Annotated in this window: 19 protein-coding genes; 12 read left to right on the top strand and 7 right to left on the bottom strand. The window is 73.3% G+C overall.

What is annotated here, in order from left to right:
* Positions 1-152 precede the first annotated feature (152 nt).
* The 10 genes from ET526_RS05105 to bfr all read left to right on the top strand — a co-directional run bounded on the left by ET526_RS05105 (position 153) and on the right by bfr (position 8,897).
* Positions 153-1,295 carry an amidohydrolase family protein gene (locus tag ET526_RS05105; RefSeq protein ID WP_204623491.1) on the top strand — a complete coding sequence of 381 codons (1,143 nt, stop codon included), beginning with the start codon at positions 153-155 and terminating at the stop codon, positions 1,293-1,295.
* On the top strand, positions 1,292-2,401 hold the full coding sequence (locus ET526_RS05100) for an amidohydrolase family protein (RefSeq protein ID WP_135466583.1): 1,110 nt from the start codon (positions 1,292-1,294) through the stop codon (positions 2,399-2,401). The genes ET526_RS05105 and ET526_RS05100 overlap by 4 nt, the downstream gene beginning before the upstream one ends.
* 19 nt (positions 2,402-2,420) lie before the next feature.
* Positions 2,421-2,834 carry a Rieske (2Fe-2S) protein gene (locus ET526_RS05095; protein WP_135466582.1) on the top strand — a complete coding sequence of 138 codons (414 nt, stop codon included), beginning with the start codon at positions 2,421-2,423 and terminating at the stop codon, positions 2,832-2,834.
* Between the two features lie 205 nt (positions 2,835-3,039).
* Positions 3,040-3,357 carry a preprotein translocase subunit SecG gene (secG, locus tag ET526_RS05090; RefSeq protein WP_135466581.1) on the top strand — a complete coding sequence of 106 codons (318 nt, stop codon included), beginning with the start codon at positions 3,040-3,042 and terminating at the stop codon, positions 3,355-3,357.
* Positions 3,358-3,509: 152 nt separating this feature from the next.
* Positions 3,510-5,147 carry a CTP synthase gene (locus ET526_RS05085; RefSeq protein ID WP_135466580.1) on the top strand — a complete coding sequence of 546 codons (1,638 nt, stop codon included), beginning with the start codon at positions 3,510-3,512 and terminating at the stop codon, positions 5,145-5,147.
* On the top strand, positions 5,147-5,986 hold the full coding sequence (gene kdsA / locus ET526_RS05080) for a 3-deoxy-8-phosphooctulonate synthase (RefSeq protein WP_135466579.1): 840 nt from the start codon (positions 5,147-5,149) through the stop codon (positions 5,984-5,986). The genes ET526_RS05085 and kdsA overlap by 1 nt, the downstream gene beginning before the upstream one ends.
* 80 nt (positions 5,987-6,066) lie before the next feature.
* Positions 6,067-6,855 (top strand): HpcH/HpaI aldolase family protein, encoded by a 789-nt coding sequence (locus ET526_RS05075; RefSeq protein ID WP_240048257.1) that lies wholly within the window; start codon positions 6,067-6,069, stop codon positions 6,853-6,855.
* A 204-nt stretch (positions 6,856-7,059) separates the two neighbouring features.
* Positions 7,060-8,109 carry a Fe(3+) ABC transporter substrate-binding protein gene (locus ET526_RS05070; protein WP_135466578.1) on the top strand — a complete coding sequence of 350 codons (1,050 nt, stop codon included), beginning with the start codon at positions 7,060-7,062 and terminating at the stop codon, positions 8,107-8,109.
* A 26-nt stretch (positions 8,110-8,135) separates the two neighbouring features.
* On the top strand, positions 8,136-8,330 hold the full coding sequence (locus ET526_RS05065) for a (2Fe-2S)-binding protein (protein WP_135466577.1): 195 nt from the start codon (positions 8,136-8,138) through the stop codon (positions 8,328-8,330).
* Between the two features lie 57 nt (positions 8,331-8,387).
* Positions 8,388-8,897 (top strand): bacterioferritin, encoded by a 510-nt coding sequence (bfr, locus tag ET526_RS05060; protein WP_135466576.1) that lies wholly within the window; start codon positions 8,388-8,390, stop codon positions 8,895-8,897.
* A gap of 222 nt (positions 8,898-9,119) precedes the next feature.
* Here bfr and ET526_RS05055 read toward each other — a convergent pair whose 3' ends face one another.
* The 6 genes from ET526_RS05055 to recG form a co-directional block, all read right to left on the bottom strand.
* A complete protein-coding gene (locus tag ET526_RS05055) occupies positions 9,120-9,551 on the bottom strand; it encodes an NUDIX hydrolase (RefSeq protein WP_135466575.1) in 432 nt (143 codons plus the stop codon).
* The gene (locus ET526_RS05050) at positions 9,548-10,576 is read right to left on the bottom strand and encodes a DUF4340 domain-containing protein (protein ID WP_135466574.1); all 1,029 of its coding nucleotides are present in this window, start codon (positions 10,574-10,576) and stop codon (positions 9,548-9,550) included. The genes ET526_RS05055 and ET526_RS05050 overlap by 4 nt, the downstream gene beginning before the upstream one ends.
* Positions 10,577-10,600: 24 nt before the next feature.
* A complete protein-coding gene (locus ET526_RS05045; RefSeq protein ID WP_135466573.1) occupies positions 10,601-12,544 on the bottom strand; it encodes a GldG family protein in 1,944 nt (647 codons plus the stop codon).
* Between the two features lie 3 nt (positions 12,545-12,547).
* A complete protein-coding gene (locus ET526_RS05040) occupies positions 12,548-13,279 on the bottom strand; it encodes an ABC transporter permease (RefSeq protein ID WP_135466572.1) in 732 nt (243 codons plus the stop codon).
* On the bottom strand, positions 13,279-14,034 hold the full coding sequence (locus ET526_RS05035; protein ID WP_135466571.1) for an ABC transporter ATP-binding protein: 756 nt from the start codon (positions 14,032-14,034) through the stop codon (positions 13,279-13,281). Before ET526_RS05035 ends, ET526_RS05040 begins: the two co-directional genes overlap by 1 nt.
* A 75-nt stretch (positions 14,035-14,109) precedes the next feature.
* Entirely contained in the window at positions 14,110-16,251 is a 2,142-nt protein-coding gene (gene recG, locus ET526_RS05030; RefSeq protein WP_338025318.1) for an ATP-dependent DNA helicase RecG, read from the bottom strand.
* A 45-nt stretch (positions 16,252-16,296) separates the two neighbouring features.
* On the opposite strand from recG, the gene ET526_RS05025 reads away from it, so the two are divergent.
* Together ET526_RS05025 and mfd are read left to right on the top strand one after the other, a co-directional pair.
* On the top strand, positions 16,297-16,623 hold the full coding sequence (locus ET526_RS05025) for an FAD assembly factor SdhE (RefSeq protein WP_240048256.1): 327 nt from the start codon (positions 16,297-16,299) through the stop codon (positions 16,621-16,623).
* Entirely contained in the window at positions 16,620-20,120 is a 3,501-nt protein-coding gene (gene mfd, locus ET526_RS05020; protein WP_135466570.1) for a transcription-repair coupling factor, read from the top strand. Before ET526_RS05025 ends, mfd begins: the two co-directional genes overlap by 4 nt.
* Positions 20,121-20,158: 38 nt before the next feature.
* Here the strand turns inward: mfd and ET526_RS05015 are convergent, their stop codons facing one another.
* Positions 20,159-20,830 carry a DsbA family oxidoreductase gene (locus ET526_RS05015; RefSeq protein ID WP_192898654.1) on the bottom strand — a complete coding sequence of 224 codons (672 nt, stop codon included), beginning with the start codon at positions 20,828-20,830 and terminating at the stop codon, positions 20,159-20,161.

The raw sequence follows: 20,830 nt of genomic DNA, 5'->3' as shown, positions 1-20,830 counted from the left end.
GGCATGAGGTGGAACCACATCAGCTTCATGGCCGTTCTCCGCCGCTTGTTCGTTCCGGACGTGGCCGGGCCCGTCCTTGTCCGGGCGACGATAGGGCCCGCAGGGCGGGGAGGGGAAGCCCGGCCCTCGAGGGGTGGCAAGGCGGTCCGGGCATGGCATTCTGGCCGCGCCGGGGCGGCCGGCTGGGCGGGGAGACGGGAATGGCCGAGGGGCTGCGCGCCATAGACTGCGACGTCCATCCCATGGTGCCGGGGATGCGCGTCCTCATCCCCTACATGGACCAGTTCTGGGCCGACCAGGTGGTGGAGCGCGGCATCACCACCCTCGACACCCAGAGCTGGCCGGTGCACGCGCCCAAGACCATCCGGCCGGACTGGCGGGGCGCGAACGGGCGCGGCGCCGACCGGGTGGAGCTGCTGCGGGCGCAGGCGCTCGACCGCTTCGGCGCCGACATCGCCATCCTGAACCCGCTCTACGGCGTGCAGCTCGTCTTCAACGAGGACATGGCCAACGCCTTCACCCGCGCGCTGAACGACTGGGTGCGGGCGGAATGGCTGGACCGGGACGAGAGGCTGCGCGCCTCCATCGTCATCCCGATGCACAATGTCGAGCACGCGGTGGCGGAGATCGAGCGCTTGGCGCCGGACCGCCGCTTCGTGCAGGTGCTGTCTCTGGTGATGGGCGAGACGCCGCTCGGCCGCCGCCACTACTGGCCCGTCTACGAGGCCTGCGTGCGCCACGGCCTGCCCTTCGGCATCCATGCCGGCAGCGCCTACCGCCACCCGCAGACCTCGGTCGGCTGGACCTCCTGGTATTTCGAGGAATACGCGGCGAACCAGCAGGCCTTCCAGAGCACGCTGGCGAGCCTGATTACGGAAGGGGTGCTGACCAAATTCCCGGCGCTGAGAGTGGTGCTGCTGGAATCCGGCGTCACTTGGCTGCCCGCCTTCCTGTGGCGGCTGCAGAAGGTGTGGAAGGGGGTGCGCTTCGAGATCCCCTGGGTGGACCGCCCCCCGGCCGAGCTGGTGCGGGATCAGGTGCGGCTGACGGTGCAGCCCCTCGACGCGCCCGATGATGCCGATGTGGTGCAGCGCCTGCTGGACCATCTGCGTTCGGAGGAGATGCTGCTCTGGGCCTCCGACTGGCCGCACTGGCAGTTCGACGGCGTCGCGGCGGAGCCGGGCGAACCCAACCCCGCCGTGCCGCCCGGCCTGCCGGAGGCGCTGCTGCCGAAGCTGATGCGGGACAACCCGCTCGCCACCTATCCGCGTCTCCGCGAGGGAGAGAAGGCATGAACGTCATCCAGCCCCTGGCCCATCCGGGCAAGCCGCCGGCGGCGACGCTCGGCCTGATCGACGTGGACATCCATCCGCGTCCGAACGGGATCGAGGCCTTCCGGCCCTATCTCAGCGCGCGCTGGTGGGACTACCTCACCACCTACGGGGTGCGGGCGCGGCACGGCTTCTTCGCCGGCCAGCCGCCCTTCCCGAAGGCGCAGCCCCTCGCCTCGCGGCGCGACGCCTGGCCGCCGGGCGGCGGCACCCCGGCCTCGGACCTCGACTTCCTGCGCCACCAGCTGCTCGACAATTACGGCGTCGATGTCGGCGTGCTGAACCCGCTGCAGCCGAGCGGGCAGGGGGACCGCAACAACGCCTTCTCCGCCGCCATGGCCCACGCGGTGAACGAATGGCAGCTCGAGGCGTGGCTGCGGAAGGAGCCGCGCCTGCGCGGCAGCGTCGTGGTGCCCTATGAGGATGGCCCCGCCTCGGCGGCCGAGATCCGCAAGCGGGCCGGCGACCCCAATTTCGTCCAGGTCCTGATGATGAGCCGCACCGCGGAGCCGGCCGGCAACCCGCGCTACTGGCCGATCTACGAGGCCGCCGCCGAGGCCGGGCTGCCCGTGGCCTTCCACGCCTTCGGCTATTCCGGCTGGGCGATGACCAATGGCGGCTGGCCGAGCTTCTACATCGAGGAGGTGAGCGAGCACGCCACCTCCTGCCAGAACCAGGTCATCTCCCTGGTGGTGGAGGGGGTGTTCGAGCGCATCCCCACCCTCAAGGTGATCCTGATCGAATGCGGCTTCGCCTGGCTGCCCTCCGTCGCCTGGCGGCTCGACAAGCACTGGCGGATGCTGAAGGACGAGGTGCCGCACCTGAGGCGCGCGCCGAGCGAGCAGATCCGCAGCCACATCTGGGTCTCCACCCAGCCGATGGAGGAGCCGGAGCGGGCGAAGCACCTGCTCGACATCATGGGGTGGATCGGCTGGGACCGGATCCTCTTCGCCTCCGACTATCCGCACTGGGATTTCGACGATCCGCGGGAGGCGCTGCCGGGCCTGATCCCCGCCGAGCGGCGGCGCGACATTCTCGGCGGCAACGCGCGGGCGCTCTACCGCCTCTGAGCCCGACGGGGAGGGGGGGATGGCGAAGCACGTGGTCGCCCCGGTGGCCGAGATCCCGCCGGGCGGGCGACGGCTGGTCGAGGTGGAGGGCAGGCGGATCGTCGTGTTCAACCTCGGGGGGGAGTTCTTCGCCCTCTCCGACCGCTGCCCGCACCAGGGTGGCAGCCTCTGCGCCGGCACGCTGAGCGGGCACGTCTCCTCCCCCGAGCCGGGGGTGTACCGCTACGAGCGGCGCGGCGAGATGATCCGCTGTCCCTGGCACTACTGGGAGTTCGACATCCGCACCGGGAAGTCCTGGTTCGACCCCCGCCGCGTGCAGGTGCGGCAGTACCCCGCCCATGTGGAGCGGGGGGCCGAACTCGTGGAGGGCCCCTACCGCGCGGAGACCTTCCCGGTGCGGGTGGAGGACGAGTACGTGGTGGTGGAGGCCTAGGGCGGATCCCGTCCGGGTGGCCTCACCTGCACGGGTGAAGAGGCTCGCACACCCAACGAGCTGGAGCATTTCCGTGCGCCGGGGCGAACGGTCCATGCTCCAGCCGGCGGGGCTCCGGGCCTCGCGAGAGGCCGCCGGGCTGGCATCCGGGGGCGAAGAGGGCTAGGACACGCGCTTTCCGAACCGCGGGACAGTGCTGTTCGCCATGGCCACCATCCTTCTCATCCTTCACCTCTTCGTCACGCTGGCCCTGATCGCCGTGGTGCTGCTGCAGCGGAGCGAGGGAGGGGGGCTCGGCATCGGCTCCTCCCAGGGCATGGGCGCGTTCATGACCGGGCGCGGCACGGCGAACCTGCTGACCCGCACCACGGCGGTGCTGGGCACGCTGTTCTTCCTCCTGGCGCTGGCGCTGGCCCTGCTCGGCCGCGGCACGGTGCAGCCCCGCTCCATCCTCGACGCGCCGCCCCCCGCGGCCACCGCGCCGGCGGCGCCGCAGCCCGCCCCCGCGGTGCCGACCAACTGATACCCCGCGCGCCGGGCCCGGAGCGGCGGTCGCGCCGGCAGATCGCGGACGGCCGGGAGCGCGATTCCGCTCCGTGCCCTCCCTCCGCCGCATGCGTGCCCCGCGGCCGCGCGGGTAGCGGCCGATCCGACGCCGGGTTATGAGGGGAGCCCATGGCGCGGTTCGTATTCATTACCGGCGGCGTGGTCTCCTCCCTCGGCAAGGGCATCGCGGCGGCCTCCCTCGGGGCGTTGCTGCAGGCGCGCGGCTACAGGGTCCGCCTGCGCAAGCTCGACCCCTACCTGAACGTGGATCCGGGGACCATGTCGCCCTACCAGCACGGGGAGGTCTTCGTCACCGACGACGGGGCGGAGACCGACCTCGACCTCGGCCACTACGAGCGGTTCACCGGGGTCCACGCGACGAAGGCGGACAACTGGACCACCGGGCGGATCTACTCCGACGTCATCGCGGCGGAGCGCCGCGGCGACTATCTGGGCGGGACCGTGCAGGTCATCCCGCACATCACCGACAAGATCAAGGAGGTGATCCAGGCGGAGACGGAGGGCTACGACTTCGTCATCGTCGAGATCGGCGGCACGGTGGGCGACATCGAGTCGCTGCCCTTCCTCGAGGCCATCCGCCAGCTCGCTAACGAGACCGGGCCGCAGCGCAGCCTGTTCATCCACCTCACGCTCGTCCCCTTCATCCCCTCGGCGGGCGAGCTCAAGACCAAGCCGACGCAGCACAGCGTGAAGGAGCTGCTCTCGGTCGGCATCCAGCCGCAGATCCTGCTCTGCCGCTGCGACCGGCCGATACCGGAGAACGAGCGGCGCAAGATCGCGCTGTTCTGCAACGTCCGGCCGGAGAGCGTCATTCCGGCGCTCGACGCCGCCTCGATCTACGCCGTGCCCCTGAACTACCACAGGGAGGGGCTCGACCAGGAGGTGCTGCGGCATTTCGGCCTCTCGGCCTATGGCGAGCCGGACATGCGCCGCTGGCAGCGCATCCTGCGCTCGATCGAGCAGCCCGAGGGCCAGGTGACGATCGCCGTGGTCGGCAAGTACACCAACCTGCTCGACAGCTACAAGTCGCTCGCCGAGGCGCTGACCCATGGCGGCATCGCGCACAACGTGCGCGTGATGCTCGACTGGGTGGATTCCGAGGTGTTCGAGAGCGGGGAGGCGGAGGCCGTGGCGCGGCTCGAGGGCGTGCACGGCATCCTGGTGCCCGGCGGCTTCGGGGAGCGCGGCACCTCCGGCAAGATCGAGGCGGTGCGCTTCGCGCGGGAGCGCCGGGTGCCCTTCTTCGGCATCTGTTTCGGGATGCAGATGGCGGTGATCGAAGCGGCGCGGAACCTGGTCGGCCTGCGGGGCGCCTCCTCCACCGAATTCGGCCCCTGCGAGCATCCGGTGGTGGGCCTGATGACGGAATGGCTGCGCGGCAACCAGGTGGAGCGCCGCGACGCCGCCGGCGACCTTGGGGGCACCATGCGGCTCGGCGCCTATCCGGCGCGGCTCAGCGAAGGGTCCCTGGTGCGCGAGGTCTATGGCGGCGCCGCCGAGATCCAGGAGCGCCACCGCCACCGCTACGAGGTGAACGTGCACTACAAGGACCGGCTGGAGGATGCGGGGCTGCGCTTCTCCGGCATGTCGCCGGACGGCACCCTGCCCGAGATCGTGGAGTATCCCGACCACCCCTGGTTCATCGGCGTGCAGTTCCACCCGGAGCTGAAGTCGAAGCCCTTCGATCCGCACCCGCTGTTCCGCGGCTTCATCGGCGCGGCCGTGCGGCAGGCGAGGCTGGTCTGATGGCGGCGCAGCGCGTGGTCAGGATCGGCGGCGTCGCGCTCGGCAACGCGCTGCCGCTCGCCTTCATCTGCGGCCCCTGCCAGATCGAGAGCCGCTCCCACGCGATCGAGACCGCCGAGGCGCTGCGCGGCATCGCGGCGGCGGCCGGCGTGGCGCTGATCTACAAGTCGAGCTTCGACAAGGCGAACCGCACCAGCCTCGGCGCCGCGCGCGGCGTCGGGCTGCGCGAGGGGCTGGACATCCTGGCCGAGGTGCGGGAGCGCACCGGGCTGCCGGTGCTGACCGACGTCCACACCGAGGAGCAGTGCGCCGCCGCGGGCCAGGTGGTGGACTGCCTGCAGATCCCGGCCTTCCTCTGCCGCCAGACCGACCTGCTGCTGGCCGCGGGGCGCACCGGGCGGCCGGTGAACGTCAAGAAGGGGCAGTTCCTGGCGCCGTGGGACATGGGGAACGTCGCCGCCAAGATCGCCAGCACCGGCAACGAAGGCATCCTGCTCTGCGAGCGCGGCGCGAGCTTCGGCTACAACGCGCTGGTCGCCGACATGCGCAGCCTGCCGATCATGGCCGCCACCGGCTATCCGGTGGTGTTCGACGCGACGCACTCGGTGCAGCAGCCGGGGGGGCAGGGCGGCAGTAGCGGCGGCCAGCGGGAATTCGCCCCGGTCCTGGCGCGCGCCGCCGTGGCGGTCGGCGTGGCGGCGGTGTTCGTGGAGACCCATCCCGATCCCGACCGGGCGCCGAGCGACGGGCCCACCATGATCCCGCTCCGCGACATGCCGGCGCTGATCGCGCGCCTCAAGGCCCTGGACGAGGTCGCGAAGCGCGCCGGCGGGGCGTGATCCGGGCGCGCCGCCGCGCGGTTGACCCCGGCGGCGGCGCGTGGTGCGCTGGCGCGATCGCGGTCAAGCGGGGGAACGCCATGCCGATCGTCGCCAACCTTGCCCGTCAGCGCCTGGCCCGGGGGGAGCTCGCCCTCGGCCTCGGCGTGCACCACCTGCGCGGCAGCGCGGTCGGCATGGTCGCCGCCGCCGCCGGCTTCGACTGGCTGTTCATAGACATGGAGCACGGCGCGATGAGCGTGCAGGAGGCGACGCAGATCGCCATCGCCGCGCTCGGCCAGGGGGTGACGCCGGTGGTGCGCGTCTGCAAGGACGCGCTGTTCGAGGGCGCACGCGCGCTCGACAATGGCGCCATGGGCGTGGTGGTGCCGCATGTGGACACGGCGGAGGAGGCACGCGCCATCGCCGCCGCCTACCGCTACCCGCCCGTCGGCACGCGCTCCTGGGGCGGGCCGCCCTTCGCCTACGCCCTGGCGGCGCCCGACCCGGCGGAGGCGCAGGCGGAGCTGAACCGGGAGATCCTGGTCGTCTGCATGATCGAGACGCCGGAAGCGGTCGAGAACGCCGCCGCCATCGCCGCGGTGCCGGGGGTGGACGCGCTGATGATCGGCACCTCGGACCTCACCGCGGCGATGGGGATCGCGGGGCAGATCCACCACCCGCGGGTGCACGCCGCCTACGAGGCGGTGGCCGCCGCCTGCCGCGCCAGCGGCAAGACGCTCGGCATGGGGGGCGTCTACGACGAGACCAACGCGGCGATCTTCATCCGCATGGGCGCGCGGCTCCTGCTCTCCGGCTCGGACCACGGCCTGCTGATGGCCGGCGCCTCGGCGCGGGTGCGGTTCCTGCGCGGGCTGCAGGGGGGCTAGTTCCGCCCGCTGCGGCTCGCGGCGGACGCATGAGCCGCCGGGGCGGATCGTGCGAGAACGGCGCGGGCCGGGGCCGCCGGATTGACCGGGCGCAAGGCGGGGGAAGGGGATCCGCGGCATCCGGCGGGCGGCGAGGGTGCAGCCAGGACTTGCGAATGGTTCGCATTATCGCTATCACCTGCGCATCCCAACCGCGAGCAGCCCATGCCCGTCCTGACGCCCCGTCGCAGCCTCGGCCTTCTCGCCGCCTCCCTCGCCCTTCTCGGCCTCGGCGCGCCCGGCGCGCGCGGGCAGGGGGGAGAGGTGAACGTCTACTCCTCCCGCCACTACGACACCGACCGCGAGCTATACGAGGCCTTCACGCGCGAGACCGGCATCCGTGTCCGCCTGATCGAGGGCGATGCCGACCAGCTCATCGCCCGCATCCGCTCCGAGGGCGCCAACAGCCCGGCCGACGTGCTGATCACGGTGGACGCGGCCCGCCTGGTGCGGGCGCAGGAGGCGGGGGTGCTCCAGCCCATCCGCTCCGAGGTGCTGGAGCGGCGCGTGCCTGCGAGCCTGCGCGACCCCGAGGGCCACTGGTTCGGCATCTCCAAGCGCGCGCGCGTCATCATGTACGACAGGCAGCGCGGCCTGCCCGAGGGCCTCTCCCGCTACGAGGACCTGGCCGATCCGCGCTTCCGCGGCATGATCTGCGTCCGCGCCGCGGCGCATCCCTACAACACCAGCCTGGTCGGTTCGATCCTCGCCGCCAACGGGCCGGAGAAGACCGAGGAGTGGGCGCGTGGCGTGGTCGCCAACATGGCCCGCCCGCCCCAGGGCGGCGACCGCGACCAGTTCCGCGCCATCCCCGCCGGCCAGTGCCGGATCGCCATCTCCAACACCTACTACCTGGCGCAGATGGCCGTCTCCCCGCGCGAGCAGGACCGCGCGGTGGCGGAGCGGATCGGCGTGCTGTTCCCGAACCAGGGCGAGGGCGACCGGGGCGCGCATGTGAACATCTCCGGCGCCGGCGTGGTGCGCACCGCCCCGAATCGCGAGGCTGCGGTCCGCTTCGTCGAGTACCTGACCAGCCCGCGGGCGCAGGAATTGTTTGCGGTTGGCAACATGGAATACCCGGTGGTCGAGGACGCGCCGGTGCATCCGGCCATCCAGGCACTCGGCAGCTTCCGCGAGGACCAGCTCAACGCTGCCCGCTACGCCGCCAACGCGGCCCAGGCGCTGCAGATCATGCAGCGGGCCGGCTGGCGCTGAGGCGCCGGGCAGGGGAGCCAAGGGGAATGATCGTCTGCCTCTGCAACGCGCTGACCGAGGCGCAGCTCGGTGAGGCCATCGCCCAGGGTGCCCGGCGGCCGAGGGAGGTCTATGCCGCCTGCGACTGCAAGGCGGAGTGCGGCGGCTGCACCCGCACCATCGTGACCATGATCCGTGAGGTGCCGCCTGTTGCGGCGATCGCCGCCACCGGGGCAAGGTGATTCTGGCGGGCGGGCGGAACCCCCGCCCGCCACGGCCGCGGCAGGAAGGGATCGCCGATGCAGTCAGACCCCAAGGTGATCGAGCACCTCAACACCCAGCTCACCAACGAGCTGACCGCGATCAACCAGTACTTCCTGCACGCCCGCACGCTGCGCCACTGGGGGGTGACGAAGCTCGGCAAGCTCGAATACGACGAATCGATCGACGAGATGCGCCATGCCGACTGGCTGATCGAGCGCATCCTGTTCCTGGGCGGGCTGCCCAACGTGCAGCGGCTGAACCAGGTGCTGGTCGGGCAGAGCGTGCAGGAAGTGCTGGAGGCCGACCTGAAGCTCGAGGAGAAGGCGATGCGCGACCTGCGCGAGGGCATCGCCTACTGCGAGAGCGTGCGCGACTACGTCTCCCGCGACCTGCTGCAGAAGATCCTGGCCAGCGAGGAGGCGCATGTCGACTTCCTCGAGCGCCAGTTCGACCTGATCAGGATGATCGGCATCGAGCGCTACATCCTGCTCAACAGCGGCTCCGCGCCGGAGCAGGAGGCGGAGGCCAAGGCCGGGAAGGATTAGCGCCTCATCGAAGGCGGGAGCGCCGGAGCGGTGAACCAACCGCCCGACCCGATGGAGGGCGGATCACGCCACGCCGTCGAGCCGGCGCAGCCGCACCACGAGCAGATGCACGGTGGCGAGGACGGCCGCCGCGAGCAGGGAGAGCGGCACCACCTCGGGCGGATCCCGGCAGACGGTCTTCGCGGGGGAAACCGCGCCGGCGCCGCCGGGTTGCGGCGGGGATCAGCGCAGCCGCTCGCGCGCCAGCGAGATCACCCGCAGCACGTCCGGCGTCAGGTCGTAGATCGGCAGCTCCTCCGGCAGCGCCCAGGCGACGGCGGCGACATCGTCGCCGGGCCGCGCCTCGCCGGCGATCCGGCGGCCGCAGTAATCCACGATGGTGTAGTGGAAGCGCACCGCGCCGGCCTCGTCGCGGCTGATCGCGTCCACCACCGCGGCGAGTTCGAGCGGGCCGACCTCGATGCCGGTCTCCTCGAACAGCTCGCGCCGTGCCGCCGCCTCGGCCCGCTCGCCGACATGCTGGGCGCCGCCGGGCAGGGTCCACAGCCCGGCGCGCGGCGGCTTGCCGCGCTGCACCAGCAGCACCCGCTCGCCGTCGAAGGCGACGACCCCGATGCCGACCCAGGGTCGGTCCGGGTATTCCCGGCCGCTCACCGGGGTGCGGCGGGGGGCGCGGCCTCCGCCTCGCGGCGCCGCAGCTCCTCGAGCCGCGGCAGGAAGGCCCGCTCCTTCCAGGGACCGACCTGGTAGGCCCAGCCGGACCAGCGGGCGTCGAGCCGCTCCGCCTCCGCCCCGCCCTCGGCGGCGAGGCGGATCCACAGCGCCTCGCCCTCGCGGTGCGGCAGCACGGTGATGGCGAGCTCTCCGGCAAGGATGAAGCGCGCCTCACCCAGCGCCTCGCCGGGCACCTCCGCCGCCGGCCGCACCTCGTGGAAGGTGAGGAACTCGAAGGCGCGGCCCACCTCGTCGAGCGCCACCTCATCCGCCGGCGGCCCCTCCGCCGGCTCGAGGAGGGCCAGCCGCTCCTCCGCCCCGTCGCGCGCCAGCACGAGCGGCGGCTGGTCTGCCCGGCGCACCTCCACCCGGCGGACGCGGTCGGCCGGCAGGTTGGCGATGTCGCGGTCGAGCCAGAGCTGGGCGTCGGCGTCCACCGGCAGCCTGCCCTCGGCGAGCCAGGCCTGGGTCTCGGCCGGGCGGCGGACATAGGCGCTTTCCGGCACCCGCCCCTGGGTGCGGACGCGGCGGCGCCCCACCACCAGCTCGGCGAGCGGCCGGCCGCCCTCGTCCAGCACCCGGACCAGCACGGCGCTGCTGCCCTGCCTCGCGGGGTCGTCGAGGCCGAGCCGGTCGAGCTGGGTGGCGTCCGCAGTGCGGCGTTCGGCGAGGCGGAGCTCGGTCAGGCCGACCAGCAGCTCCCGCACCCGGTCGGGCCGCGCCGGGTAGCCCCCCTTCTCCGGCAGCACCCAGGCCTCCCCGCGCCGCTCCAGCGTCACCGCCCCGTCGTGACGGCGGAGCTCGATGCGCCGCGCCGCGGCGAGCTGCCCGGCGAGGCCGGGGAAGGCGAGACCGCCCTCGCCCTCCAGCGTCGCGTGCTCGACCCGCTCGGGCGCGAGCAGGATCGCCGCGGTGATGGTGACGGCGGCCGCGCCGCCGAGCACGAGCAGGGTGCGACGCCGCATCTCAGCCTCCCGCGTCCCCGGGCCTCATCCGCGGGCCGCCGCCCGCCGGCGCAGCCGCACCACGGCGAGGCCGATGGCGAACAGGGTGAGCAGCGCCGGGACGAGGACGATGTTCACCAGGCGCAGCACCGTCTCCAGCCGCTCGATCTCGCGGCGGAGTTCGAGCTGCACGCCGCGCAGCTCGCTCCGGGTGCGCAGGATCTCCTCCCGCGCCGCGTCGATCTCGGCGCGCTGCTCGGACGTGATGACGGTCTGCCGCTCCGCGCCCTGGCCGGCGCCCTGGCGCAGCTCGCGCAGGCGGCGCTCGGTCTCCTCCAGCCGCTGCTGGAGCTGGCGCTCGGTCTGGCGGAACTCGGCGTCGGCGGCGCGGCGGATGTCCTCGACCAGGGTGAAGGGGCGGAGGGATTCGCCACGGGAGCGGAGCGAGATCAGCGCATCCGTGCCCGAGAGCACGTCCACCAGGTTCACCACCAGCGCGCCGTTGCCGCTGAAGGGGGTGAGGATGGTCTGGCCGAAGAAGTCCTGGGCGCGGACCCAGAAGCGGTCCTCCAGCAGGTCGGAATCGTTCGCCACCACGATGTTCGCCGGCCCCTCGGTGCGGGCGCGGTGGGCGGGAAGCTCCCCTGGCGGCTCCTGCCCCTCGGCCGCCGGAGGGGCGGGCGGCGGGCCGTCGGGGAAGGCGGAGGCGAGGGGGGCGCGCAGCCGCGCCATCAGCACCCGGCGCTCTCCGTCGGGGCGGAAATCGGCAAGCAGACGCGCCGGGTCGGGGTTGTGGCGCACCCGCTCCGCCTCGACCAGCATGGAGTGCGGCGAGGAGGTGAGGAGGGGCACGAACTCCACCGTCGCGCCTTCGCGCAACCGCACCTCGCCGGCGGAGGCGACCGTCACCTGGTCGAGCCGGGCGGTGGCGACCTCGTCGCGGTTCAGGCTGTCGCCCTGGAGGTTGTACCAGGCGACGTAGTCCACCGCCTGCACCCGGTCCTGCGGGCTGGCGCGCACCCGCCAGGCGCCGCGCAGGTCGAGCACCACCCGCTCGCGCGGCGCCTCCACCCCCCAGGCGTGCAGCAGCCGGTCGAGGGAGGAGGCGGTGTCGCGCGGTGGCTGCCCGCCGGGGCCGGGGCGGCTCGCCTGGCTTTCCGAATGCGGGTCCACCATCACGAACAGCGTGCCGCCGCGCATCACGAACTGGTCGATGGCGTACTGCGTCGCCTCCGGCAGGTTCTGCGCGTGCGCAACCACCAGCACCCGCACCTCGGGCTCGATCGCCCGCGCGTCGAGCGGCACCTCGCGCACGGTGAAGAACTGGCGGAGCTGCTGCATCACCGCGAAGGGCTGGCCGCCGCCCATGCGCAGCATCATCGCCCGCGGGTCGCCGTTCAGCGGCAGGGAGGACATCACCCCCACCACCGGGCGCTCCGGGCTGGTGAGCTCCCAGACCAGCCGCGTCAGGTCGTATTCGAGGAAGCGCTCGCGCTCGGGCTGAAAGAAGGGGATGGTGCGCTCGTCGTCCACCAGGTTGGTGCCGACGAGGCCGAAATAGACCTGTTCGCCCGACTGGTCCACCGGCACGCCCTGCAGCCCGTAGGCCAGCGCGCGGTCCTCGAGCTCGCTGAACGGCTCGGGGTCGTACACCTCGAGACGGATCCTGCCGCCCGAGACGGCGACGTATTCCGCCAGCATCTCCCGCACCCGGTCGGCGTAGGCGCCGTAGAGCGGGATCGTGGCGCCGAGGCGGCGGGAGTAGAACAGGCGCAGGGTGATGGGGTCCCGCAGACCCTCCAGCACCTGCCGCGTGCCCTCCGACAGGGTGTAGAGGCGCTGCTCGGTCAGGTCGAGCCGGGCGCGCGGCGCGGCGCGCTCGGCCAGCATGGTCGCGCCGATCGCCAGCGCCGCCGCGGCGAGCACGCCGAGCGCCGAGGACCAGAGGCGCCGGCTGCCGGGGCGAGGAGGGGGGAGCGAGCCGCTCATCTCTCAGTCCGCCTTCCGGTGGTCGAGCACCACCGCGTTCAGGAACAGGAAGAAGCCCATGAAGCTGGCGAAGAAGACGAGGTCGCGCAGCGCGACGACGCCGCGGGTGAAGCCGCTGAACCGCTCCGCCACCGAGAGGGCGCGCGCCGCCTCGGCCAGCGCCGGCAGGCGGGCCGAGAGGAACTCGGTCACGATCGGGCTGCCGGCGGCGGCGAAGACGAAGCAGATCGCCACCGCGAGCACGAAGGCGATCACCTGGTTGCGGGTCAGCGCCGAGACCGCGGCGCCGACCGCGAGATAGGCCCCGGCCACCAGCAGGCAGCCGGCATAGCCCGCGAGGATCACCCCGTTGTCGGGTTCGCCGAGGATGTTCACGGTGATCCAGAGCGGGAAGGTCAGCGCCAGCGCGATGGCGCAGAAGGCCCAGGCGGCGAGGAACTTGCCGAGCACCGCCTGCCACTGCGCCAGCGGCAGGGTCAGCAGCAGCTCGATCGTGCCGAGGCGCCGCTCCTCCGCCCAGAGCCGCATGGTGATGGCGGGCACCAGGAACAGGAACAGCCAGGGCACGAAGGAGAAGAAGGGGATCAGGTCCGCCTGGCCGCGGGCGAAGAAATTGCCGAGCGTGAAGGTGAGCGCGCCGGAGAGGATCAGGAAGATGACGATGAACACATAGGCAACGGGGGTGGCGAAGTAGCTCGCGAGCTCCCGCTGCGCGACGATCAGGGCCGGACGCATCAGGCCGCCTCCATCGCTTCCGGCGCCGGCGCGGGCGGCGCGCCGAGGGTGAGTTCGCGGAACACCTCGTCGAGCGAACGCCCGTCGCGGGCGAGCTGGCGCGGCGGCGCGTCCACCACCACCCGCCCGCCGGCGATGATGACGGCTCGGGTGCAGACCGCGTCCACCTCCTCGAGGATGTGGGTGGAGATGATGATTGCCTTCTCCGGCGCCATGCGGCGGATCAGCGCCCGCACCTCGTGCTTCTGGTTGGGGTCGAGCCCGTCCGTCGGCTCGTCCAGCACCAGCGCCGGCGGGTCGTGCAGCAGCGCCTGGGCGAGGCCGACGCGGCGCTTGAAGCCCTTGGAGAGGGTCTCGATCGGCTGCAGCCGCACGCCCTCGAGCTGGGTCAGGCGCATGGCCTGCGCCACGCGGTCCGCCGCCTCGCCGCCGCGGTAGCCGCGGATGCGCGCGACGAAGCGGAGGAAGCCCGCCACCGTCATCTCGGGGTAGGTGGGCGCGCCCTCGGGCAGGTAGCCGAGATGGCGCTTGGCCTCCACCGGCCGGTCCACCACGTCGGCGCCGCAGATCCGCGCCGTGCCGGCGGTGGGCGGCATGAAGCCCGCGATCATGCGCATGGTGGTGGACTTGCCGGCGCCGTTCGGACCGAGGAAGCCCAGCACCTCGCCCCGGTCCACGGCGAAGGACACGTCGTCCACGGCGGTGAAGCTGCCGAAGCGCTTGGTCAGGCGCTCGATCTCGATCAGCGCGGCCAATCCGGGTCCCCCAGTACGGTCGGCGGCGGATTTACAAGCCCGTGAATGGTTTGCAAGGGCTCCGGGCGCCCGGCCTCATCCCGCCCGCAGCGTCGCCATCGCCTCCGCCCTGCCGAACAGCGACAGCAGCAGCCGCACCGCCTGGCCGCGCGCGCCGGCCAGCGCCGGGTCCTTCTCGAGCAGCAGCGCCGCGTCGCGATGCGCCATGGCGAGCAGCCCCTCCTGCGCCTCGCCGTCCTCGAGGCCGAGGCGGAACACCGGCGCGCCGGACTGGCGCGTGCCCAGCGCCTCGCCGCCGCCGCGCAGGCGGAAATCGGCGTCGGCGATGGCGAAGCCGTCCTCGGTGTCGCGCAGGATCAGCAGCCGCTCGCGCGAGGCGTGGCCGAGCGCCTCGTCGTAGAGCAGCATGCAGTAGGAGGCCGCCGCGCCGCGCCCGACCCGGCCGCGGAGCTGGTGGAGCTGCGCCAGGCCGAAACGTTCGGCGTGCTCCACCACCATCACCGTCGCCTCCGGCACGTCCACGCCGACCTCGATCACCGTGGTGGCGACCAGGATGCGGGTGCGCCCGGCGGCGAAGTCGGCGAGCGCGGCCTCCCGCGCCTCCGCCTCCATCCGCCCGTGGGCGAGGCCGACCACCGGGCCGAAGCGCTGCGACAGCTCGGCGAAGCGGGTCTCGGCGGCGGCGATGTCGAGCGCCTCGCTCTCCGCGACATGCGGGCAGACCCAGTAGATCCGCGCGCCGCGGCCGAGCGCCCGGGCGAGGCCGGCCACCACCTGGTCGAGCTGGCGCAGCCCGTGCAGCGTGGTGGTGACCGCCTGCCGCCCCGCCGGCTTGCCGGTGAGGCGCGAGACCGCCATCTCGCCCCATTGCGTCAGCAGCAGGGTGCGGGGGATGGGCGTTGCCGTCATCACCAGCATGTCCGCCGCCTCGCCCTTCTCGGCCAGCAGCAGCCGCTGCGCCACGCCGAAGCGGTGCTGCTCGTCCACCACGGCGAGGCCGAGGTCGCGGAACCGCACCCCCTCCTGGAACAGGGCGTGGGTGCCGACGACGATGTTCACCGCCCCCTCGGCCAGCCCCGCCAGCACCCGCCGCCGCTGCGCGCCCTTCACGCTGCCGGCCAGGAGCTCCACCCGCACCCCGGCCGGCAGGCAGAGCCGCGCCAGGGTGCGCACATGCTGCCGGGCCAGGATCTCGGTCGGCGCCATCAGCGCCGCCTGCGCCCCGGCCTCCACCGCCCGCAGCATCGCGAGGGCGGCGACCAGCGTCTTGCCCGCCCCCACATCGCCCTGGAGCAGGCGCAGCATCCGGTGCGGCGCGGCGAGGTCGGCGTCGATCTCGGCCAGCGCATGGGCCTGGCTCGGCGTGAGGGGGTGGCCGAAGGCGGCGAGCGCCGCCGCGCGCAGCCGCCCGTCCCCGGTCAGCGCGCGGCCCGGCCGCAGCCGGGCGCGGCGGCGCACCAGGGCCAGCGCCACCTGCCCGGCCAGCACCTCGTCATAGGCGAGGCGCCACCGTGCCGCCGGCGGGGGTGCGGTCTCCGGGGCCTGCACGGCGCGGAGCGCGGCGGCGAAGCCGGGCCAGCCCTCGCGGCGCAGCAGCGCGGCGTCGTGCCATTCGGGGAGGTCCGGCAGCCGCTCCAGCGCCGCCGCCATCGCCCGCGCCACCTGAGCGCCGCGCAGGCCGTGGACCAGGGGCCAGACCGGCTCGGTCTCCGGCAGCCCCTCCGGGCCGGTGGCGGAGAGCGGATTCATCATGGCGAAGCCGCCTGTCGCCTCCGGCCTCACCTTGCCGGCGAAGAGCCGCCGCGTGCCCGGCGGCATCTGGGCGCGCAGCCAGTCCAGCCGGCCGTTGATGTAGCGCAGCACCAGCCGCTCTCCGCCGCCGGCGCGCGTCCGCACCTCGACGTAGCGGCGGCCCTGGCGGGAGAGGGCGGCGCGCAGCCCCTCCACCTCCGCGGGCAGGACCACCTCCGCGTCGGGTGGCGCCTCGGAGGGGCGGGCGACGGACAGGCGGCGCGCGTAGCGCTCGGGCAGGTGGAACAGCAGGTCGAGCACCCGCTCGCCGCCCACCGCCTCCTTCAGCCGCCGCCCGATCGCGGGGCCGACGCCGGGCAGGGCGGCGAGCGGCGCGAGCAGGGGCGCGAGGCGGGGATCGGGCGCGGGGAGCGCCCCCGCCTCCCGCCGCTCCGGCGCCGCCGGCAGCATCCCGGCCGGGATCACGCGCGCCCCCCTCCGGGGCCGGCGCGTCGGGCTGACAGGATTCCCATGGGCCTCTATATGCCAGCGCCCACGCCGCACGACGACATGCCCACCGAACTCGACCCCCGCCGCCGCCGCCTGCTGTTCCGCGCCCGCCACAGGGGCACCAGGGAGGCCGACCTGATGGTCGGGGGCTTCGTCGCGCGGCACATCGGCGCCCTCTCCGAGGCCGAGCTTGACGCGCTGGAGGCGGTGCTCGACCACCCGGACGTGGACCTCTCGGACTGGCTCACCGGCCGCCGCCCGATCCCCGAGGAGGTCCGCTCCCCCATGCTGGAACGGATGGCGGCGGAATGCGGGCGCCCCGGCGCCGGCCTGCCGGAACGAGAATGAGCCCCGACCTCCCCCAGCGCACCGCCCCCGGCGTGACCGTCCATGGCGCGCCGGAGGGCTTCGACGCCCTGCTGCTCGCCCGCCGCCGGGCCGAGACCGACGCCCCCATCCTGCATGTCTGCCGCGACGATGCGCGCATGGCCCGCATGGCCGAGGCGCTCGGCTTCTTCGCCCCGGCGGTCGAGGTGCTGCGCTTCCCGGCCTGGGACTGCCTGCCCTACGACCGCGTCTCGCCCAATCCCGAGATCGTCGCCGAACGCGTCGCCACCCTGACGCGGCTGCTGGAGCGCGGGGCGCGGCAGCGCATCGTCCTCACCACCGTCAACGCCCTGGTGCAGAAGGTGCCGCCGCGGGAGGTGTTCCGCGGTGCGACGCTTGCGCTGCGGCGCGGCGCCCGCCTCGAGCCCGAGCGGCTGACCGCCTTCCTGGAGGCGAACGGCTACGGCCGCACCGGCACCGTGATGGAGCCCGGCGAGTACGCGGTGCGCGGCGGCATCATCGACCTCTACCCCGCCGGCGAGCCGGACCCGATCCGCATCGACCTGTTCGGCGACGAGATCGAGGGGATGCGCCGCTTCGACACCGGGACCCAGCGCAGCGGCGAGAGGCTGGAGGCGCTGGTGCTGCGGCCGGTGGGCGAGGTGTTCCTCGACGAGGCCTCCATCCAGCGCTTCCGCGCCGGCTATCTCGACCTGTTCGGCGCCGCGGCGACCGAGGATCCGCTCTACGTCTCGGTCAGCGCCGGGCGGCGCCATCCGGGCATGGAGCACTGGGCCGGCCTGTTCCACGAGCGGATGGAGACGCTCCTCGACTACCTGGAGGGCGCCTCGGTCAGCCTCGACCACCAGGCGGAGGAGGTGCTCGCCGCGCGCCTCGAGATGATCGCCGACCATTACGAGGCGCGGCGCGCCCCGGCGCGCGCCGGCGAGGGCGAGGTGCCCTACCGCCCGGCGCCGCCCGCGCGGCTCTACCTCGACCGCCGCGGCTGGGATCGGATGCTCGCGCGTGGCCCGCTGTTCCGCTTCGCCCCCTTCGCCCGCCCGGAGGGGGCGGAAGGGATCGAGGCGGGCGGGCGGCCGGGGCGGCTGTTCGCCGAGGCGCGCGCCGCCGGGCAGAACGTCTTCGCGGCCTATGCCGAGCACGCGGCGGCGCTGGCGGCGAAGGGGATGCGGCCGCTGCTCGCCGCCTGGACGCGGGGCTCGCGCGAGCGGCTTGGCAACCTCCTGCGCGAGAACCGGGTGGCGGCGGCGCCGGTCGAGGACTGGCCTGCGGTGCGCCGCCTGCCGCCGAACACGGTCGGCCTCGCGGTGATGGGGCTGGAGCGCGGCTTCACCGCTCCGGCCGAGGCCACCGGTGCGGGCTTCGGCCTGGCGGTGGTGGGCGAGCAGGACCTGCTCGGCGAGCGCATCGCCCGTCCGCCGCGCCGCCGTCGCCGCGCCGACCAGTTCATCGCCGACGCCACCGGCATCGAGATCGGCGACCTGGTGGTGCACCAGGACCACGGCATCGGCCGCTACGACGGCCTCGAGACCATCGAGGTCAACGGCGCGCCGCATGACTGCCTGCGGCTGGTCTATGACGGCGGTGACAAGCTGTTCCTGCCGGTCGAGAACATCGAGGTGCTGTCGCGCTTCGGCTCCGAGACGGCGGGCGTGGCGCTGGACAAGCTCGGCGGCGTGTCCTGGCAGAACCGCAAGGCGAAGGCCAAGCAGCGCATCCAGGACATGGCGGCCGCGCTCATCCGCGTCGCCGCCGAGCGCCGGCTGAAGGAGGCGCTGCCGGCGATGCCGCCCGAGGGCGCCTGGGACGAGTTCTGCGCCCGCTTCCCCTTCGCCGAGACCGAGGACCAGCAGCGCGCCATCGCCGACGTGCTGGAGGACCTCGCCGCCGGCCGGCCGATGGACCGGCTGATCTGCGGCGATGTCGGCTTCGGCAAGACCGAGGTGGCGCTGCGGGCCGCCTTCGTCGTCGCCATGTCGGGCGCGCAGGTGGCGGTGGTGGTGCCGACCACGCTGCTGGCGCGCCAGCACTACCGCACCTTCGCCGCGCGCTTCGCCGGCCTTCCGGTGCGGATCGCCCAGCTCTCCCGCATGGTGAACGCCAAGGAGGCGGCGCGGGTGAAGGAAGGGCTGCGCGACGGCTCGGTCAACATCGTCATCGGCACCCACGCGCTGCTCGGCAAGGGGGTGGAGTTCGCCTCCCTCGGCCTGGTGGTGGTGGACGAGGAGCAGCATTTCGGCGTGGCGCACAAGGAGAAGCTGAAGCAGCTCAAGTCCGACGTGCACGTGCTGACCCTGACCGCGACGCCGATCCCGCGCACGCTGCAGCTCGCGCTGACCGGCGTGCGCGAGATGAGCGTCATTGCCACGCCCCCGGTGGACCGGCTCGCGGTGCGCACCTTCATCATGCCCTGGGACGGGGTGGTGCTGCGCGAGGCGATCCAGCGCGAGCGCTTCCGGGGCGGCCAGGTGTTCTGCGTGGTGCCGCGCATCGAGGACATGGAAAGGACCGCGGCGCGGCTGCGCGAGATCGTGCCGGAGGCGCGCATCGCCGAGGCGCACGGCCAGATGCCGCCGACGCATCTCGAGCGGGTGATGACCGAGTTCGGCGACGGGAAGCACGACATCCTGCTCTCCACCAACATCGTCGAGAGCGGGCTCGACATGCCGGCGGTGAACACGCTGATCGTGCACCGCGCCGACATGTTCGGCCTGGCGCAGCTCTACCAGCTCCGCGGTCGGGTCGGGCGCGGCAAGCAGCGCGGCTATGCCTACCTGACCTGGCCGCAGTCGCACCGCCTCTCGGCCGCCGCGCAGAAGCGGCTGGAGGTGATGCAGACGCTCGACAACCTCGGCGCCGGCTTCACCCTGGCGAGCCACGACCTCGACATCCGCGGCGCCGGCAACCTGCTCGGCGACGAGCAGTCGGGGCATATCCGCGAGGTCGGCATCGAGCTCTACCAGCAGATGCTGGAGGAGGCGGTGGCGGACCTGAAGGCGGGGCAGGGGCGGCGCCGGGACGCCGAGGCGCCGCGCGACTTCGTGCCGGGCATCAATCTCGGCCTGCCGGTGCTGATCCCGGAGGCCTATGTGAAGGACCTGCCCGTGCGCCTCGGCCTCTACCGCCGCATCGGCGCGCTGGCGACCGAGGCGGAGATCGAGGCGATGGCGGCGGAACTCGCCGACCGCTTCGGGCCGTTGCCGCCGGAGGTGGAGAACCTGCTGCAGGTGATGGCGATCAAGCGCCTGTGCCGCGAGGCAGGGGTGGAGAAGCTGGATGCCGGGCCGAAGGGCATCGTGCTCACCTTCCACCGCAACCGCTTCGCCAATCCAGGCGGGCTGGTGGCCTGGGTGCAGGCGCAGAAGGGGCTGGTGAAGCTGCGCCCCGACCACAAGCTGGCGCTGCCGCGGGAGATGGAGCTGCCGCAGCGCGTGAAGGCGGCGAAGGACCTGTTGGTCGCGCTCGCCAAGGTGGCGGGGCAGGCGAAGGCGGCCTGATACCAGCGGCCGCCTTCACCGAGCCGGGTGGCTGTGGCTCAGCCCTCCACCAGCGCCACGTCGAACAGCCGCTCCAGCACCTCCGGCTCCTGCGCGCCGGCGATGGCGTGGCGGCCGGCAACGACGAAGCAGGGCACGCCGTTGATGCCGAGGCGGTGCGCGCGCAGGTTGTCGGCGTGCACCGCCTCCACATCCGTCACGCCGGCGAGGAATCGCCGCGCCGCGGTGCCGTCGAGCCCGAGGCGGGCGGCGATGCCGGCCAGCGCCGCCGGATCGCCGATGTCCACCCCATCGGTGAAGTAGGCCTCGAACAGCGCCTCCACCATCGCATCGGCGGAGCCCTGGCGGTCGGCCCAGCGCACCAGGCGGTGCGCGTCCAGGGTGTGGGGGATGCGGCGGATCCGCTCGAAGCGGAAGGCGATCCCTTCGGCGCGGCCGAGTTCGGAAAGGGTGCCGTGCAGGCGCCGCGCCCGCTCCTCGCCGCCGAATTTCCGCGCCAGATACTCGTGCCGCGGCACGCCCTGGGGCGAGAGGTCGGGGTTGAGCAGGAAGGGCCGCCAGATCAGCTCCACCCGCACCTCGGGCCGGGCGCGCAGCGCCCGCCACAGCCGCCGGATCCCGAGGAAGCACCAGGGGCAGACGAGGTCGAACACGACCTCGACGGGCAGGCGGGCATGGGCGGGCGTCAGCAGGTTCACGTCTGCGAGCAT

Origin of the sequence: Crenalkalicoccus roseus, from assembly GCF_004761865.1 — a bacterium.
Lineage (GTDB): Bacteria > Pseudomonadota > Alphaproteobacteria > Acetobacterales > Acetobacteraceae > Crenalkalicoccus > Crenalkalicoccus roseus.
Note: the sequence above shows the minus strand (reverse complement) of the source record. Positions and strands in the feature narration are given on the sequence as shown.